Source organism: Natronobacillus azotifigens (genome assembly GCF_026805325.1).
Lineage (GTDB): Bacteria > Bacillota > Bacilli > Bacillales > Amphibacillaceae > Natronobacillus > Natronobacillus azotifigens.
This window is the reverse complement of the sequence record NZ_JAPRAT010000012.1, coordinates 62,342-81,383: the sequence shown is the minus strand read 5'-3', so window position 1 is coordinate 81,383 and position 19,042 is coordinate 62,342. Positions and strand designations below refer to the sequence as shown.

8 protein-coding genes and 1 pseudogene are annotated in these 19,042 nt (G+C 35.3%); 2 read left to right on the top strand and 7 right to left on the bottom strand.

What is annotated here, in order from left to right; all coding sequences use genetic code 11:
• Window positions 1–40: 40 nt before the first annotated feature.
• Together OWO01_RS07795 and OWO01_RS07790 are read right to left on the bottom strand one after the other, a co-directional pair.
• Complete coding sequence (locus OWO01_RS07795) at window positions 41–1,534, bottom strand: glycoside hydrolase family 5 protein (RefSeq protein ID WP_268779881.1); 1,494 nt, start codon at window positions 1,532–1,534, stop codon at window positions 41–43.
• Between the two features lie 316 nt (window positions 1,535–1,850).
• Complete coding sequence (locus OWO01_RS07790) at window positions 1,851–3,197, bottom strand: GH1 family beta-glucosidase (protein ID WP_268779880.1); 1,347 nt, start codon at window positions 3,195–3,197, stop codon at window positions 1,851–1,853.
• Window positions 3,198–3,550: 353 nt separating this feature from the next.
• On the opposite strand from OWO01_RS07790, the gene OWO01_RS07785 reads away from it, so the two are divergent.
• Window positions 3,551–3,748 carry an AraC family ligand binding domain-containing protein gene (locus OWO01_RS07785; RefSeq protein WP_268779879.1) on the top strand — a complete coding sequence of 66 codons (198 nt, stop codon included), beginning with the start codon at window positions 3,551–3,553 and terminating at the stop codon, window positions 3,746–3,748.
• Window positions 3,749–4,012: 264 nt separating this feature from the next.
• Here OWO01_RS07785 and OWO01_RS07780 read toward each other — a convergent pair whose 3' ends face one another.
• The gene (locus OWO01_RS07780; RefSeq protein ID WP_268779878.1) at window positions 4,013–4,972 is read right to left on the bottom strand and encodes a glycoside hydrolase family 113; all 960 of its coding nucleotides are present in this window, start codon (window positions 4,970–4,972) and stop codon (window positions 4,013–4,015) included.
• Window positions 4,973–5,509: 537 nt separating this feature from the next.
• Here OWO01_RS07780 and OWO01_RS16150 point away from each other — a divergent pair.
• Window positions 5,510–5,815 (top strand): annotated as a pseudogene (locus OWO01_RS16150) (GGDEF domain-containing protein); the annotation flags it as partial.
• Window positions 5,816–6,028: 213 nt separating this feature from the next.
• On the opposite strand, the gene OWO01_RS07775 reads toward OWO01_RS16150, so the two are convergent.
• The 4 genes from OWO01_RS07775 to OWO01_RS07760 all read right to left on the bottom strand — a co-directional run bounded on the left by OWO01_RS07775 (window position 6,029) and on the right by OWO01_RS07760 (window position 18,953).
• The gene (locus tag OWO01_RS07775; RefSeq protein WP_268779877.1) at window positions 6,029–8,221 is read right to left on the bottom strand and encodes an alpha-galactosidase; all 2,193 of its coding nucleotides are present in this window, start codon (window positions 8,219–8,221) and stop codon (window positions 6,029–6,031) included.
• A gap of 151 nt (window positions 8,222–8,372) precedes the next feature.
• Window positions 8,373–14,090: a glycosyl hydrolase gene (locus OWO01_RS07770; RefSeq protein WP_268779876.1), complete on the bottom strand. Its 5,718-nt coding sequence runs from the start codon at window positions 14,088–14,090 to the stop codon at window positions 8,373–8,375.
• A 443-nt stretch (window positions 14,091–14,533) separates the two neighbouring features.
• On the bottom strand, window positions 14,534–16,765 hold the full coding sequence (locus tag OWO01_RS07765) for an alpha-galactosidase (RefSeq protein ID WP_268779875.1): 2,232 nt from the start codon (window positions 16,763–16,765) through the stop codon (window positions 14,534–14,536).
• 133 nt (window positions 16,766–16,898) lie between these two features.
• Entirely contained in the window at window positions 16,899–18,953 is a 2,055-nt protein-coding gene (locus tag OWO01_RS07760; protein ID WP_268779874.1) for a methyl-accepting chemotaxis protein, read from the bottom strand.
• Between the last annotated feature and the right edge of the window lie 89 nt (window positions 18,954–19,042).

Below are 19,042 nucleotides of genomic sequence, written 5' to 3'. Positions count from 1 at the left end.
ATAGAGTAAACTAACATTCTCTGTCTCGCTTTCCTGGGTATTAATACACTCTGACGTTATCCAGATATATTGCTGATTGACCGTAGCTATTACCAGAAGTGATGAATTCAACACCAATTTCTCTAACTTGGCTTAAGTTTGGAATAGATGACAAATCGATGGAGACATCTGTTGCATTCTGACTAATATCTACATTACTACCATCATGCCATGTCCAACCCGATCCTGTTTTAACATATATTTTTGCTTGCATACCACTTCCTACGTTACCCCAACTTGCATGCCTAACAGTAGCTGTCATCGTTGACCTATTTGAAAAGTCCATATTTTGAATAAGAGATAAGTAATACTTAGAGTTAGCCGTTAGCATAACATCAGCTTTCAAAGATTGACTGCCATGTGAACTCCATTCCGATACTGCCCATGGGCCGCCGTTAACATTAGAACCAGACCAGCCTTGGGTACCATCTTCAAAACTATAGAGTGTTGCACTTGGCTCTGATGGCGGAGTTGGATCTACTGGATCTATTGGCGGTTCGGTTCCATCTTCTGTAAAGACGCTAGCAACCCGACTAGTAGACCTAATCCCATTAACTCCATTTATTATTCTGTCTCCATACCAAGTTAAATTAGTGCCTCCCCAGTCATTTGACATGTCTAAATAAGCCCATTCAGCACTGTTACCTTTCCACGACCACGCTAACCAACCCACTCCTCTTTGTTCAGAATGACTAAGAATGGTGTCTTCGTCAACATTTCCATTTGTATGATAGTGTCCAAATTCACCAATGATAGCCGCTAGACCGTTATTAAGAACACGATCAATATTGTTTCTTACAGTATTTGCGTCTCCACCTGCATACTCGTACATATGAATGGAAAACATCACGTTTCCTTGAGGATCAGCGTTAAATACTTCGTTTCCATAATCGAATATCGATTGCGGATACTGCCCCCAACCGGCCGCATCAACGATTAACGTATGATTTAAGCCAGCATCTCGTAAACGAGGAATCACCTGTCTATATCCCTCTGCCCAAGCGATTCCATCCCAAGTACCGTACCATTCGTTTGCAATATTAATAATAACGGTGTCCTCTTTACCGATTAACGCACTTCTCATTTCAATCCAATAGTCTGTAGCTCGATTAAGTGAAGCAATTGAGTCATCTCCAGTTGCATCATGTACCTCTAGAACCGTTATTAAATTGTGCTGTTCAGCCAAATCAACTATATTTCTAATAGTATTAATGTCATCTTTCTGCCATTGCCCTCCATCAGATAGTACAATACGAATTGTATTCGCTCCCGTAGCAGCAACAGCCGGAATTACTGTGCTATACGTATCTTTGTACCAAGCATGTCCGTGATTAACGCCTCTCATAACAAAAGAATTTCCATTGGCATCAAGTAATTGAGTCCCATTTACCTGAAAACCTCTTGTACTTGCCTGAATAGGCGATTCAACGGAAAAAGAGAATACCAATGAAAAAAGTAACACGCACGTTAAAATCACTTTACCACTTAACCTCATAAAAAAACCTCCATAAATTTTTAGTTTATGCAAGTTCATAGGTGTTTAAATCTATTACATTGTTTTTTTCTCGTTTCACCTCCTTCTTAATTGAAAGAACAAAGGTAATTATGAATCCGCTTACATAATTATATTGTAAAGGTAATCGATTGCTTAAACAATAGGCAAATTTAACTAAAAATATTAATAGATTTTAAGTAACACTAGTCAATCCCTATTAGTACTTGGATAGAGAAAACAAAAAAGAGTTAAGTAGGATATTCTACCTAACTCCTCAAGTCAATTGTCAAATGAATTATTATATTATTTACCAGAACTAGATCTCAAAAAAGTTGTTTTGTACCGTTTGTTTATACCAGTAAAAGCTATCTTTTTTAATGCGTTCTAATGTTCGATAATTCACGAATACTATTCCAAAACGCATTGAATACCCTTCCGCCCATTCAAAGTTATCCAAAAGTGACCATGTCATATACCCTTTTATATTGACTCCTGAATGCATAGCGCGACGTAGTGCTGTTAAATGTTGCCTTAAATAAGTGATGCGCCCTTCATCTTTTACTACACCATTCACTGGTTCATCATTATAACAAGAACCATTTTCTGTAATATAGATAGGAACATTACCATAACGGTCTTTAATATATACTAATACTTTATAAAAACCTTCAGGAAAAACATTCCACCCTATATCTGTTTTTTGATAACCTTGATCGACTTGTTCGTGATGAAGCAATCCACCATCCGTATGTTTGCTTACACTGCCTGTATAATAATTAATTCCTAGAAAATCGATTGGTTGAGAAATCAACTCCATATCCCCTTCTAAAACTGGAACAGTAACCCCTTCTTTTTCTTTAAACCATTCTGTCATAAATGAAGGGTACTCCCCTTTAAAAACAGGATCCATAAACCACTCTATAAACCAGCCACTTGCTCGACGACATGCATCAATATCTTCTTGCCTATTACTAAATGGTTCATTCCATTCCACATTAGGAGCATAGCCAATTTGACCCTCTTTACTATTTAATCCACGGTATTTTTTTACAGTTTTCCCATGAGCTACAAGTATATGGTGAGCAACATTTGTTGCTAATTGAAGATCTTGAAAACCTGGTGCATGTACACCTATATAATTCGATAAAAATGATGCACACCATGGTTCATTAAATGTTATCCAATACTTTATTTTCCCCTCGAATTGTTTAAACATTAGTTCCGCATATTCAACAAACGCATCAATTGTCTCTCTATTATCCCACCCTCCTTTGTCTTGAAGTGCTTGTGGGAGGTCCCAATGATATAGTGTACACATTGGCTCAATCTCATTTTCAAGTAAGCAATCCACCATGCGATGATAAAAGTCTAGTCCTTCTTGATTTACATCACCAACTCCTTGGGGAATTACCCTTGGCCAGGCTATAGAGAAACGATACGTGGTAATACCTAGATCTTTCATAATCTTAATGTCTTCTTCAAAACGATGATAGCTATCACAAGCAATGTCACCATTGTCACCGTTTACAATTTTTCCAGGAGTTTTTGAAAAGGCATCCCAAATTGATTGTCCTCTTCCGTCAATATTTGCTGCCCCTTCTATTTGATAGGAAGCAGTAGCTGTTCCCCATTTCATTTCTTCGGGAAATTGAATAATAGTCATGATTTATCTTCCTCTCTTCTTTTTAAATTCGCAAAACTTATAATAAACCTTCATACGTATGTATCACCTGAAATATAAGTTTATCGATTAAGTCTTATTTTCATTTTATTATTTAAAACACTTCCTTGTCAACTATATAACAGATTAACTAAGTGAGTTAATAGTGAATTATTACTTAATACATTTATCATCAAAAAATATGGTTAAATACTAGTTTATCATGTGATAATACTATGACTTTCACAAAAAGAGAAGAACGATATTGACAATAATTTCAACACTATTTACTATTGGTTAGGTAAAGTAAATAAAGTTAATAAATAAGTTAAAATACTAGTTATCGGAGGTATCTCATGTCTCAAATAATGGTATATGTTCCTTATAATTCACTTGCGAATGATTTATATTTACATAATTATGGCCAGGAATTATGTATGCCAAACCATTTCTATGGTCCAGCCATTCGTGAATATTATTTATTACATTATATAAAGAAAGGAAAAGGAGTATTTAAATTAGGAACACGAAACCTACACGTGAAGAGGGGGTAGGGGTTCCTTATTCCACCTCATGTTATTACCTATTATGGAGCAGAAAAATGACCCCTGGGAATAGTATTGAATTGGCTTCAATGGATCTAAGATAGGGAGTGATATGAACAGAACATGCTTAATTATCAATAATCTCATTTTAACCAACGAACACGATGTATTGTTTCGTTTAAATGACCTCTCTAAGTTTAACTAAGATAATTGAAACCATAGCAAAATAAACAAACACCATTAAAGTCTGGTGTTTGTTTATTTTCAATTGATTTATTGGAGGTACCACTCTTTTAATACACGTTCAGCCTTCTTACCATATATATCAAACCCAAGATTTGTTTTAGCTTTATCTAATGGATATAAATCGACACTCCAATCCCACCAAAAGAAGCCTGCAAACCACGGCTCGTCCCAAAACACTTTGAGTACTGAGGAATAAAATTTTGCTTGTTCATCTTCGCTAAATGGTAAATGTGTATTAGAAAAATCCCAGGGCATCGTAGCGCAACCCTCTGCACTTCTACAGCCAATTTCCATGAATAGAATGGGTTTATTAAATTTTCTGCTTAATTTCTGCATCTTTATTTTCACAAGTTCCCAATTTTTGATCATGTTTTCTTCACTATCACCTGGTTTCTCAGCTACTGGATAATATGCACTTGTTCCAATGATGTCTACATTATCAAACCATTCAACCCCTTCTTCCTTACCGTGATTCGCATTATAAATCAATGGCCCATGATAAACTTCTCTAACCGATTCTATTAATTGCCTCCAATGTTCTGTTTGTCCTTCTGTTGCAACCATTTCACATCCTATACAAAGCATCTCACATCCTAATTTCTCAGCTAATTCTGCATAGTGGAGCATAAATTTTGTATAAGAATCAAACCATTTTGCCCAAAGGGCGACCGCTTCCTCTGGAAATCCTATTCTAGCTCTCCATATCCTGTCTCTAGAATTTACTACCGGCTTTAAACATACTTTCATATTCATCTCTTTTGCTTTTTTTACAGCGAAATCGATATCTCTATCTGTCATAGTATGCCCATAATCAAAGACTATCTCTGTAGAAGAGTATGTCTCTTGGAAAGTATAAAAGGACAAAGCTATCCACTCTGCTCCCGTTTCTTTTAGCTTTTCCATTGATTCGACTGCTTCTTTCGTTTGGTATTTTCCACGAGTTGTATTCCACCCATATGTCATACCTTTAATTAACAAATCTTTCATTGCCCACCATCCTCGAAAATAAATATGTAATAACACTTAAACTTAATTTTGAATGTCGCTAAATAGCATCATAACATTTTTACGGATGAAAAGCTAATCGTTAAGTTAATTTAACATTAGTTTTTGTTACGATAGAATGTGCACACTACTCGGAAGATATGGTATAATGAACACAAATAATATTTTTTACCGTTTTTACAACTCATATCACATAAACACTTCAACTAATCTTTTTATAAAGTAAAACTTCCCTAAAAGATGATAATAAAGGGCCTTGAATCGTAGTGATTCCATTTGTTTCTCTTTCCTTATTTAATAGCTGATTTTTTGAGATTTTGTGTTCATGATGTGGTCGTTTATTCACGTCTAATAGTATAGTTATCAGGTGCTCATTCGCTGCGTCCATGTTGTTAAATGTAAAGTCAGATGAGAAATTCTGAGCAATCACAGTCCCTAATTAGTAAACTAGCTTATTTCGCAGATACTGACACATTAACAGTTTTATCTAATTGACGCTTTTTTTATGATAGCCTTGAAACAGCAACAAATACGTCGAAGCCTTTTTCTATTTTCTATATTGACATTGATGGTTTTAAACAAGTCAATGATTCACATGGTCATGATGTTGGAGATGGATTACTCAAAGCAATTTCAAAACGTATCATATCATCAACGAAAGGAAAAACTCATCATGTAGATATTCATAGTGATTATCAGTATAAAACTAATTCCATTTACCGAAATGGCGGTGATGCATTTGTCGTACTAATGAACACCAACGATCACAAATTACTAGAAAAATATGCACAGAAACTCGTCGATAATCTTAGTAAACCAGTCTAACATAATTAATGTGTCAGGTAGTATCGGTATAAGTACATTCCCGATGGACTCTACTTATTCAGAAGAACTTCTTAAGCAAGCCGATACCGCTATATATAGCTAATAAAAAAAGAATTGATATAAATTTTACAACGAGCTAACTCCTTGAATTTTGTATTACCAAAAACGAAGCTTCTCTTTTTCTAGAGAAGCTTCGTTTTTTTACTCTTTGAATTATATCTCTTTTAATGTTAACAATATACTTGAGAAGTCCGAATGAGAATGATTAATGTTTAATCCTGCATTCATTAGCTCATCACCATAGTAACTTTTTTCTAACTCCTCAATGTAATATTTTTTACCTGAAGCTAAACCATTTAATTTTATCTTTTTAAATGGAGCATTTGGTATTGCTAGAACAGAAATATACACAAAAACAGCTTCTGTTTTGTTTTCTGTTACATAGATCCAAGACGTGTCATTGCTACTAAATGGACTTAACAATCGGTAGAATTCTCCAAACTGAATGATTGATCGTATCTTTTTATATTTTTTTATTTGTGCTGCCATGGCTTGCAACTCATTTTCTGTAAGTTTCGTCACATCAAGTTCGTATCCTAGATTACCCGACATCGCTACATGACCTCGAACATCCATTGAAGTCATTCGATTCACTTGATGATTCGGAACTGCAGAAACATGAGAACCCATAGAAATAATAGGATACGCAAGACTGGTCCCATATTGTATTTTCAAACGTTCCACTGCATCGGTATTGTCACTTGTCCATGTTTGAGGCATATAGTAAAGCATTCCTGGATCAAATCTACCTCCACCACCCGAGCAACTCTCAAATAATATGTGAGGGAATTTCGTTGTTATGCGCTCCATAACTTTATAGACACCTAACATATAACGGTGTGCAGTTTCTCTTTGCCGTTCAGGAGGCAAACTTGCCGATCCCGTTTCAGTCATATGACGATTCATGTCCCACTTCACATAGGAAATAGGATTTTTTTCTAAAATATCAGAAACTCTTTTGATAATTTCTTCACATACATCTTCTCTTGAAAAGTCTAAAATCAACTGATTTCTTCCTTCAGAACGATTTCTTTCTGGAACATGGATACACCAATCCGGATGTTCGCGATACAAATCACTATCTGGTGAGATCATTTCCGGTTCAAACCATAACCCAAACTTCATATCTAGCTTATTAATTTTATCAGCTAACACATCTAAACCACTTGGTATTTTTTTCTTATCAATATACCAATCACCTAATGATCCTTTATCACTATTACGATCTCCAAACCAACCATCATCTAAGACAAAAAGTTCAACACCTAAGCTTTTTGCCTTTTTTGCAATTTCATAGATTTTCTCCTCATTAAAATCAAAGTAAGTGGCTTCCCAGTTATTAATTAAAATCGGGCGTTCCTTATCTCTATAATTCCCTCTACAGAGTCGTTTACGATATAAATGATGGTATGTTCGAGACATTGCACCTAAGCCATCACTAGAATAAACCATGACCACTTCTGGCGTTTGAAACGACTCACCTGCCTTCAATAGCCAATTGAAATCAAAGGGGTTAATACCCATCGTGACACGGGAATTACTAAATTGATCTACTTCAACGGATCCTAAAAAGTTACCACTATACACAAGGTTAAACGCGAAAACTTCCCCATGGTTTTCATCTGTTCCCTTCCCCACTAACGCCATGAAAGGATTTTGCTGATGACTACTTGTTCCTCTTCTACTCTCAATAGATTGGACACCTGAGCGCAGATCTGCTCTTTCTATATGCCGTTCTCTAGCCCAAGCACCAGGTAATGTAATTAGGTCAAAATCATTCTGTTGAAAATCGAGACTCATACTAGCTGGTTTTAATAGCTTTAGAGAGCTATTTCCTTCATTAACAAAACGCGAGGATCGTGTAATCGCATTAAAATCGTTGAAGATTGTATACGATAGTATTACTTTCAGATTTGTTAATTCATCTACTAGGGTAATTTCTAATGTCTCCGCTTCATCTATTGATTCAACGTATGTCGCCGGCAAATCAGCTAATAATGGTTTACCTTGATTTATAACATGTGAGACGTAACGTAAATCAGTAATTGTTGTACCATTCTCAAACTGTACTTGATAAGCGGGATTTCTGAAATCAGAATTGCCATAGGCAGGATACTCTTGCGGTAAAGTATCCAATGAATAGCGAGCATCCCAATTCTCCGGATCTGGATTTGGAGAAAATGATCTTTCTGCGAAAATAAACTCATTTGATCCGTTGTATTGATTCACCTTTTTTCCCCAATAAAGGTGTGCTAAATTACCGTTTTTTACAATTCTGAAAATATAACTTGTATTTTTGGATTGCAGATGAAATGTTTTCGTATTTTTTTCAAATAAGATTGTCATAAATACCTCCGCTAAATAGACATTGAACATAAAGAATAAATAATCAATTGATAATTATGTTTAGATAAAATAAAGACGACTCTAGCTTATTTTTAGTTATTATAGATTAGAACCCCCTCCCAATTTTAGGAAGAGAGCTCTATTAATAATATTATTCAGTAACTTTCTTTCTTGATTTGAAGAACACTGTACCACCAATTAGTAGTAATAACATCCCTACTAATAAATAGTTGAACATGTTTGTTGCTGTATCAGCTAATTGATCTCCGTCTTTGCTTTCTACTGTTGAGTCTTCTTTCGAATCAGTTTCGACTACTTCTTCTGGTGACCCACTACCTTCATTCGGAGGAGAATCATCAACAGATTCAGTAGAAATTCCTTCTTTTAACTCATTTACTTGATTCTCTAGATTATTGATTAGTTGCTCTAGCCCATCAACTTTTCCATCAAGAGCATCGTACTTAGCTTTAAGATTTTCAAGTTCACCCTCTAACTCACTTACTAGCTCTTCAAGATCTGCTACTTCTGTACTGTTCTCTAACTCTTCTATTCTGTCAATTAAGTCAGAAATAACATCAATTAACTCTTGAGGGATATCAATTGGTACTTCAACATCAGTTTCAGCAAATAGGTTATAAACATTCCCTAAACGCTCTCCAAATACTGTGTAATCATCATTATAGAATTCAATGAAGTTTTCAAGCATTTCACTGTTTCCTAATAGGAAGTGGTTACGATATGGTACCCACATATGGTTTAACGCACCATTTCTCCACGTCATCATGTAAGCCAATTGACGAGCTTCTTCATCTTCTTGCAACTTATTTCCTAAATCTGTCCACCAAGTTTTGTTTTTATTTTCATTTTCATGTCCGTCTGGCCACAGACCACTGTTTTCGTACATTGCTCCAACTTCTGTAAGAGCTGCTAATTTATTTCTTTCGTTTGCTAGTCTTACAACCATCGCCGCATCTGCAACAAGACGGTCCATAGACTCTTCTGTTAAGTCTCTGTCATATTGATCAAACGCTAAGATATCAACGTATTCGTCACCTGGATATCCGAAGAAATATGCATCTTCGTCACCATCAAAGTAACCATTAGGTGAATACGCGTATAAGAAGCTATTAACGCCTTTCTCATCACGTAAATATTCCACCGTATATTGCCATAGCGCTATGAAGTCTTCCTCACTCGTGTTGTAAGGAGTTCCCCACCAGAACCATCCTCCATTATGCTCGTGGAATGGACGGAAAATAACAGGAATGTTATTACCATTTTCATCAACTAATAAGTCATTCGCGAAGTATGCTAAGTTATCTAACCAATCTTTATACACATCATTATGGCTTCCTCCTGGTAAGATATGTTCCGCTGCACTAGTAGTATCATAGAAATCTCCACCTGTGTAGAAGTTATTCATATGAGCACTTAACGTAATAATACCGCCTCTGTCATAAGCTAATTTCATAACTTCTGCAGTTTCATAGATACCGTTCGGCTCTTCTTGTCCATCAATTGACAAGGTATCCCATCCATAAACTGCTGGGAATTCACCTACGGAATTATATACATCAGATTGCGTACCATCACTACCACTAAATGTTACACCTTGAGTCGTAGCATGTTGGTGTCCAAATAGGATGTGGTTGTTACTAATGTTTTGTAAATAAGCATATAAAGATCGTGTTTCTGGTGTTGCATTTGGATCGATTAGATTAACATTATCCAATACGAAGTCATCAGTATTAATTGTTTCTTGTTTTACTGGTAATAGATCTGGATCTGGCCAATCACCAACAAGTTCAGTATCTTGGAAAATGACATTGTCGATGTATATTGGGCCTACATAATGAAGGTTATCAGCAACAAAGTTAATATTCAAGATGTTTTGCCCACTCGCATCACCTAAAATATAGTTTGTTGTTGTAATTCTAATATAATCTTTGTCATTAAACGTTACGATTGGGTAGTCATTAACTCTACGCACATTTTCACCATCACCGTATTTTACCCAGCCTGGATCTAACGCAATATGCGGATTAATTGGTCTACCACCTTGTCCTTCTAATAAATCTAATTCTAAGAACATGTCATAAGTGACCATCGTTACATCACTTAAAAAGTCAAGCTCTACAGACATTTTTAGTTCTTGCCAGCTATACATTTCGTCAATTACAGCACTAACACGTAACGCTCCATTGCCTACTTCTGTGCTGTGCTCGATTTTTGGATCGCCAAATTCTGCTTGCCATCTATTATCTTCTTCTTTAATGAAGAAGCCTTCCATGTCATTATCAAATGTGAATTCTGCAACAACATCTTCAAATTCACGGTTATCATAGTCAGGGTCTTCACGACGGCTATCATCAATTACTTCTTCTTCAGCAGGCTCTAAAACAAAGTGCTCAACGATCGCAGTGCCATTGCCAAGGAACTGAATGCCAAATCCACCTACATTATCTCGATCAGAAATGTGTGAAATATCAAAAGTAATTTCTGTGAATTCATCAGCCTCTATCGTAACTTCACCACCATCAACCCAAGTCCAACCTTCTCCAGTTTGGATAAATTGTTTCGCAATTAAAGAATCTGTATCTTCTACTTTTAATCGGGCAGTAATAGTAGCATAATCAGAAAAATCATCGCCAGTTTGATTTTGGAACATTGTTTCTCCATCTACCTGTATAAATACATTGCCATCTTCGACATAAATACCCTCTGGCTGCCAACCTTCAAGATCCTCTTCTGTTTCAAAAGTAATGTATCTTGATTCAATTTCAGGAACTCCGTCAAGTGTTGTTAAAATTTCAATCGAATCAATATATGCATTCGTAGTTCCTTCAGCTCCTTCTGGTGCAGTAAATTCAAGACCAATTTCTTGAACATTTTCTCTTGCAGCATTATCGGAAATATCGAATACAATCTCGGTATATTCATCAGAAGATAAACTAACGTCTCCGGAATCAGCCCAAGCCCAACCGCTACCTGTTTTAATAAATAATTTAGCATTCAAAGGATCGTCACCGAACGTTCCTTCTTCATCATGTTTTACTGTCGCTACAATATAGTTATGTCCACTTAAGTCATAGCCAGAGGTTTTCTTCACTTCGGTTTTCACTGCATTACCTAGACCAATTGGATGAACTAAGTTTCCATCTACGATCGAAGATGTACTTCCTCCCCAACCATCTAGGTCAGATTCAAAGTCGTAGATAATTGGTTCAACTTCACCAACTACTTCTCGTTCAGGTACTTTAGGAGCGTCTTCATCGTTCACTGCTCTTATATCATCAAAGTATAATGTACCGTTACCTCGTTCTCCACCCATATAAAGAGCAAATTGACTAACGCGCTCTAATCTAGGAGTATCAATTATCGCGTCTTGATTTCCTTCCCAATGTGCTGGTGCAAAATCGGCAAACGGAATTGTAACTAGTCCTTCAAAGCTTTCTTCTAAATCGATTTCAGTTTCAAAGCTCACTCCACCTAGCTGAATTTGAACCGTTAGGTGGTTTCCTGGGTATTCATCATGCTTTAACCAGAATTGGAATGCATTTGTACCAGACCAATCTACTGGTCCTAAAGATGTTTGCCTTCCAGAGTAGCCTTGACTACCAATTGTCCAATCATACTGAAGGCCGTACTCACCACTATTTTTGTGGTCAGGAGTTAATGATAATGAAATTGGATCACCATTAGTTGAATAGTTACGGTTTAATAAATCATTGTCACCAAGGTATCCTTCAAAATCATCAACTAATAAAGGATCAGCTGGAGCTTCAACGTATGCGTTTACAAATTGTATATTGTCTAAATAGAACGTGTCAGTAAAGTCTAATTGTTTTCCAATAAGTCCAAACTCAGTTCCCTCTGTAATCGTATCGTCTAAATTGATAGTAGCTTCATAAAGTTTATATTCCGCTCCATCAACTTCCACCGTTTCAAGATCAGAAACGTTTTGCTCTGTAGAACCTTCACCATATTTTGTTTCACCATCGGCTGCTAGAGCAGTACTTACTAATGCACCATCACCAGCTGATCCTGGAATTAATACATCTAGTTTCACTTGATTTACTAAATCAAAATCAATATGAGATAAATCCGCAAAACCGATTTTTAATTCTTGCCACCACTCATCGGCAGGCATACCAGAAACGGAAAGTGCAAGTTTTCCATCTTCACCTAATTCAGCATGTGAGAGTTCAAAGTCAACGCCATCTTCTGGCCACGTTCCTTTGTTTAGGGCACCTTCTGTATCTTCATCAAATGTAATTTCATCAACTAAAATCTCGGAAACTCTTAAGTACGTACGAATAACCTCTTCACTTACTAGATTATCAGAACCATCATAGTAGCGTACCGTAATATCCGCAGTACCACCATTTAATGCTGCGCTTGGAGTCCAATCTGCAGTATAGTATTGACCATCAAAGTTCATTTCTACTTCTTCTGAACCTTCTACACTATAAGTTACCTTCGCATCATCATCATTAACAACTCGCGTACGAATCGTAACAGTGTTATCTGTAATCGCATCTCCATTAGTCGGTGATAACGTGTATGCTACACTTTCATGTTCTGCCACTACAAAATTCTCACCTGTGTTGTAAACATGACCTTTTACTTGTTCAGTAAATAAAGACTTCTCGTCATCATGGAAAGCTTGGAATGTTTCCAAAAGTTCGTGATTTCCACCTAAATCACCATGTATATCTCGATAAGGAACATACATATTGTTAGGGAATCCAAAGTTAGCCCAAGTTAACATATATGCCGTATTTGCTGCTTCTGGATAATCCGGGTGATTCATGATTGCATCTAATAAATCTTCCCACCAAGAAAGATTATTTCCTTCTTCATTCATTCCCGTAGCACTATATCCGAATTCAGTAAATGCAGAAATTTTCCCTCTGGCTTCTGCTTCTATAGCAAGCATTGCTAAGTCTTCTGCAACCGCGTCTAACCATGCTTGTGAACCTGCATTGCTTTTGTTATCGTAATTATCAATACCCAAAATATCGACATAATCATCGCCTGGATATGTTTCAAAATAACGCTCAACATCACCAGCAGGACCAGCCCCCGGTGAATAACCTATAAGGAAGTTGTTAGCACTGTGCTCTCTTAAGTATTCAACTGTATATCTAAAAATCGCTTTATATTGTTCAGGTGTTGTTGTGGACGCTCCCCACCAGAACCAAGAACCTGTTTGTTCATGGAACGGACGGAAAATAATAGGAATATGATTTCCATCTTCATCTTTAACCAAATGAGATAAATCAACAATATTATCTAGCCACTCATTATAGTCGTCATGATGTGTTCCACCTGGTAAAATGGCTTGTACAACATTACCGTCTGTATCCCCATAGTAATTACCCGTTACAAAATTGTCAGGGTGCATACTAAGTGTAACGATTCCACCTAACTCATGTGCTGTAATCATTGATTCAGCAAGGTTTTGTGTTCTTTCCTCCTGAGATAATGGAACATCATCGATTGCATTACCTGGTCTTTCTCTACCATCTAAACTATTTGTATCCCAACCAAATACAGCTGGGTAATCTCCAACAGCATTTTTCACTTCAGACTGGGTTGATCCCACAAAGTTAACATCACCATCTTCTGGTTTAATCGTTAATCCTTCATCTGTAGCGTGTTGTTGACCAAATAAAACTTCATCATCACTTACATCTTGAAGATAAGCAAATAATTCCTTAGTAAATTGAGTTGCATCTGGGTCAGAGATCTTTAATACTCGCCCTTCTTCTACTGAAGAATTCGCCAAAATATTCGTCGGCATCATAGAAAACAATATGGTGAATATTAATAAAACCGAAAGTGATTTTTTGTAATTTATTTTCATGTTATCCTCCTTGCAGTTTTTTAAAACGCTTACATTTAGGGGTAAAATGTACAAAAGCTCTTCATAAATTGGTATTATCCCTCCTCCTATTTAACAAATTGCATAAAACAAAGATGGAAAACTACTAACATGATCTTAGAAACTACCTTAAAGGGGTTAAAGATAGTTACTATAGGTGCACGAAATAACTAAAATAAGCATAGCATTTATTAAACTTTATAAATGACTGAAATATTACTTAATTTTAGTTACATAATAACTATATATTTTTTAAATTATTAAGTCAACTATTAGTTATCGTTTAGTTAAATTAAGAAGTCTAGCATTTCACTACACTTCATTCCACGGAATATTCACCAAAGTTTGGAACAGGTTTAATTTTGATCAATAGAAAAAAGAAGAGAAGCTCTACAACATCCGCTCTCTTCTTTATTGCACTATGATTATATAGTTTCTCTAATTGTAAATATTGCTGAAGAAAAGTCTTCTGTTTTCTCTTTGGACCAAAACTCACCTGCTCTATCAGTATAATTTTCGCCTAATATAATCCCGACATTCATTAACTCATCACCATAGTGTAGCGTTTCTCTGCCTTCAATTAAATAAAGTTTCTCAGGATCTAACCCGACTAATTTTATTCGATAATACTTATCGTTAGGTTTAGAAAGCACTTTATAGTAACCAACAATCGCTTCTTTTTTGTCTTCTGACACAACCATCCAAGAGACTTCATTTGATTCAAAAGCGCTTAACAAACGATAAAACCGGCCATCACGAATTAATTTTCGTTTCTCTTTAAAGAACGAAACTTGTTCTTTTATTTTTTCTCTTTCAACATCATCTAATTTTGTAATGTCCATTTCGTATCCGAACGTGCCAAAATAAGCAACATTCGCTCTTGATTCAATAGAAGTTGTACGTCCAACTTGATGATTAGGTACCTCGGAAACATGAGCTCCCATTGAATATAATGGATAAACCATTGAAGTCCCGTATTGAATCTTGAGACGCTCCACTGCATCTGTATCATCACTCGTCCATGCTTGAGGTGCATAGTATAACATCCCAGGATCGAAACGTCCGCCACCACCTGCACAAGATTCAAAAAGGATTTTTGGATACTTCTTTATTAATTTCTCATACAGCTTATACACACCTAAAATATATCGATGGAAAAACTCTCCTTGTTGGTCAATTTCTAAATCTAATGAATATGGCTCCGTAATATAACGGTTCATATCCCATTTAATATAGGATATATCTGACTTTTCTAGTGTTTTATCCATTAAAGTAAAAATGTGATCAACAACTTCATCACGAGAGAAGTCAAGTATAAATTGATTACGTCCATGCGAAGCATCTCGATTAGGTGTTTTAATCATCCAATCTGGGTGATCTTGAAATAGTTTTGTATCTTTACAAATCATCTCTGGTTCAAACCAAAGTCCGAATTTCATCCCTAAGTTTGTGATTTTTTCCGCTAATCCTTCCATACCATTAGGCAGTTTTTCTTTATTTTCAAACCAATCACCTAGTGAACTATTATCTGAATTCCTTTCTCCAAACCATCCATCATCCAATACAAAAAGTTCAATGCCTAGTTCATTAGCAGTTTCTGCAATCTTCATTACTTTATCTTCATTAAACTCAAAATAAGTTGCCTCCCAGTTATTAATTAAGATAGGACGGATTTTATCTCTCCAATAGCCTCTAACGAGACGAGTACGATAAATATCATGATATGTTTGGCTCATATCATTTAATCCATTTGAGGAGTAGACCATGACACATTCTGGTGTTTGAAAAGTTTCGCTAGGTTTTAGGCGCCATTTAAATTGAAATGGGTTAATCCCCATCATTACTCTTGTTACATCATACGTATCAACTTCAACTTGACCAAGAAAATTCCCACTATAAATTAGACTGAAACCATAAACTTCGCCTTGATTTTCGGATGTATCAGGACGCTTTAATGCGAAAAATGGGTTATGAACATGACTACTAGCTCCTCGAGAACTGTAAATAGACTGTACTCCTTTAGACAACTGACTCGTTTGCACATGTGCTTCTCGAGCCCATGCACCAGCTAAATGGATCATTTCATAATTATCGTCTGGGAGGTCTACACTTGCGCTCATGGCAGTATCAAGATAAAAGTTCTCCTTTCCGATATTTTTAAATGATGCATTACGGCAAATTACATTTTTATCTTCAAATATAGTGTATGATAATACCAATTCACAAGCTAATACTTCATCAAACAATGTTACTTCTAACGTTTGAGCCTCTACATTATTTTCAACATATACTGCTGGTAAACCATTCATATCCCGTTTACCTTCAATTACTTCAAAACCTCTGTATTGAAAATTGGTAATTTTACTTCCTAATTGATTCGTTATCATATGAGCAGGGTAACGATAATCTGTCGATCCATAACTAGGATACTCTTGTTTTATATGTTCTAAACTAGATGTGTGATCTCCCTCAAACAAGTTACATGATGGCCGTACATCTCTTTCAATTAAATGCGAAAATGACTCGCGATGTTGTATTCTTTTTCCATAATAAAGGTTCTCTAAGTGTTTACTTTTTTCTAACACTCGAAAAATATAACTAATTTCATTATTAAATAGGTGAAACTCTAAATTTTTTTCATTAACAATAATCGGCATTGTCAGCTCTCCTTTTAATCATTTATAGACAGTTCATCACTATTGATTCTTACTGATTGATAATGTTCAAGACAAAATACCGCTTAAAATACTTATTAAGCGGTATTTTTCATTACAATGTAAAAGGAATACTTTAATCTTCTTCAAGAATAAATGAGTTAATTTTATTTTCTAAATCTGAGATTATTTTAACTAAGTCTTCCGCTAAAGAACCTAATGTTTCAGCCGCTTTAGCCTGTTCTTGAGTGGTAGCAGTTACTTCCTCTGTATTAGATGATGCAACTTCTGAAACTTCTACCATTTCACCAATTGAACTTTCTACTTTGTCTTTTGCATCTGTAATTTTCTTAATAGCAGATTCAATGGACACTACTTCACCAATAATAGAGCTTGTATCAACAATAATCTGCTCAAATGAAGATTTTGTCTTTTTGATCGAATCTGTTTGTTCCCCATACAGATTCATTGATTTCTTAACAAGGTTAACTGATAAGTCTGTTTGATTCAAAATTTTGTCAATCACTGATTCTATCTTCATCGTAGAATCACTAGATTCTTCAGATAACTTACGAACTTCCTGAGCAACTACCGCAAAACCTTTCCCAGCTTCTCCAGCTCTGGCAGCTTCAATACTTGCATTTAATGAAAGTAAACTAGTTTGATCACTGATACCTTTGATTAATTTCATTATTTCTTTAATTTCTAAAATATCATTTGATAACCGGATAATAGATTCGTCTACTTGCGAGATATTCGATCCCATTTCTTCATTTTTATCCGTTAATAATTTTATATTATTTATCGACTGTCCACTTAATTCTTTCGTTTTATTTGTTGCATTAGAAACATTAATGACATTTCCTTCCACTTCCTTAATCTGGTTTGATAATTCTTGCATTTCTGTATTAGATTTTTCTGCATGATTAACTTGCTCTGCTGAACCCGACGCTATTTCATCGATAGCTAGTGCAATTTGGCCTGTTATATCTGCAGATTCATTTGAGAAAGTTTTTAATTTATCTGCACTATCGGATGCGAAGTTCGACACATTTTTGCTTTCCTTTAAAATATCCTTTATCTTTTGTAACATTGTATTAAAGCTTAAGCCCAGTGCTCCAACTTCATTGTTATACGTGTAAGAAGATCTAACGGTTAAATCCCCTTGTTCTGCCTTCTTCATTAGAAGTACTATTTTATTAATTGGTTTCGTTACGCTTAAAGTAATGATTAGTCCAGCTATAATAGATAAAATAATAAAAATGGCTACGACAACGTAAACATAATTAACAACTTGATTGATTTCACTCATTAAATAATCTCTATTCGTCTTAATGATCACATTCCAGTCATTTATAGTTTCATTAATTGAATAAAGGAATTCATCTGTTTCTACCAAACTAGCATCTTCTATCCATTCGTTACCAGTTGCTTGTTCTAAGTTACTTACAACAATTCTGTTTAAGTCATCGATAATATAAACTTCTTTTTGATCCGCACCTCCTAACAAATCAAATGTTTCATTAAAGAAAGATCGATCTACAGTAATGACAAAAGCTCCTACCGTTCGGTTGAAATTATTTTTCACTCCTTGAAAAATGTAGATATGATCAAGGTCATTGCTAAAATTAGAAATCCACAAATATTCCTTTTCTTCTAATTGTTCTAATATGTTTTCCTCCATAAAACTTTCAAAAGAAAAGCCAGAGGAAATATTCCTACCATATATCTCTCCCTCATTATTAACAAAAAAGAAATTATCAATATGAGTATTCAAATGGATCATACTTGAAAACTCATCTGAAGCACTTCGAGCAAGCGCTGCTTTTTCATTATCTGTCAGATCGTCTCGTCTAATATTACTCATAAAACGTTGATTACCAACAGGTATGTACATAAGCCTTTCTGTCTGATCTATCATTGTATTAATATTATGGGTTAACTGAACACTTACCTCTTCTGTTAAATCTGTTACTTTGTCCTCAATTGCATTTCTTGATGCTAGAAAGACAAACGAGGCAACAATAATACTTGGAATTACACTACACAAAATAAAAGAGATAATTAATTTAGATTTTAGTTTCATTTTCTTTTTACTTTGCTTGTCTTTTATACGCACTTTTTTTGCGCTTTTTTTATTACTTCGCTTCAAAAGACTGAAACCATCTTTCAACCTTTTTCCTATTTTCATTTTATACACCCCTTTATGATGCTATAATAAAAAAATCAAATTAACGAAAAAATATAAATAAATCAACGTATTACAATAACAATATTAAA

Bases quoted from the DNA above. Each gene is read 5' to 3' on its own strand.
- OWO01_RS07795 (WP_268779881.1), bottom strand. From the start codon at position 1,534: ATGAGGTTAAGTGGTAAAGTGATTTTAACGTGCGTGTTACTTTTTTCA.
- OWO01_RS07790 (WP_268779880.1), bottom strand. From the start codon at position 3,197: ATGACTATTATTCAATTTCCCGAAGAAATGAAATGGGGAACAGCTACT.
- OWO01_RS07785 (WP_268779879.1), top strand. From the start codon at position 3,551: ATGTCTCAAATAATGGTATATGTTCCTTATAATTCACTTGCGAATGAT.
- OWO01_RS07780 (WP_268779878.1), bottom strand. From the start codon at position 4,972: ATGAAAGATTTGTTAATTAAAGGTATGACATATGGGTGGAATACAACT.
- OWO01_RS07775 (WP_268779877.1), bottom strand. From the start codon at position 8,221: ATGACAATCTTATTTGAAAAAAATACGAAAACATTTCATCTGCAATCC.
- OWO01_RS07770 (WP_268779876.1), bottom strand. From the start codon at position 14,090: ATGAAAATAAATTACAAAAAATCACTTTCGGTTTTATTAATATTCACC.
- OWO01_RS07765 (WP_268779875.1), bottom strand. From the start codon at position 16,765: ATGCCGATTATTGTTAATGAAAAAAATTTAGAGTTTCACCTATTTAAT.
- OWO01_RS07760 (WP_268779874.1), bottom strand. From the start codon at position 18,953: ATGAAAATAGGAAAAAGGTTGAAAGATGGTTTCAGTCTTTTGAAGCGA.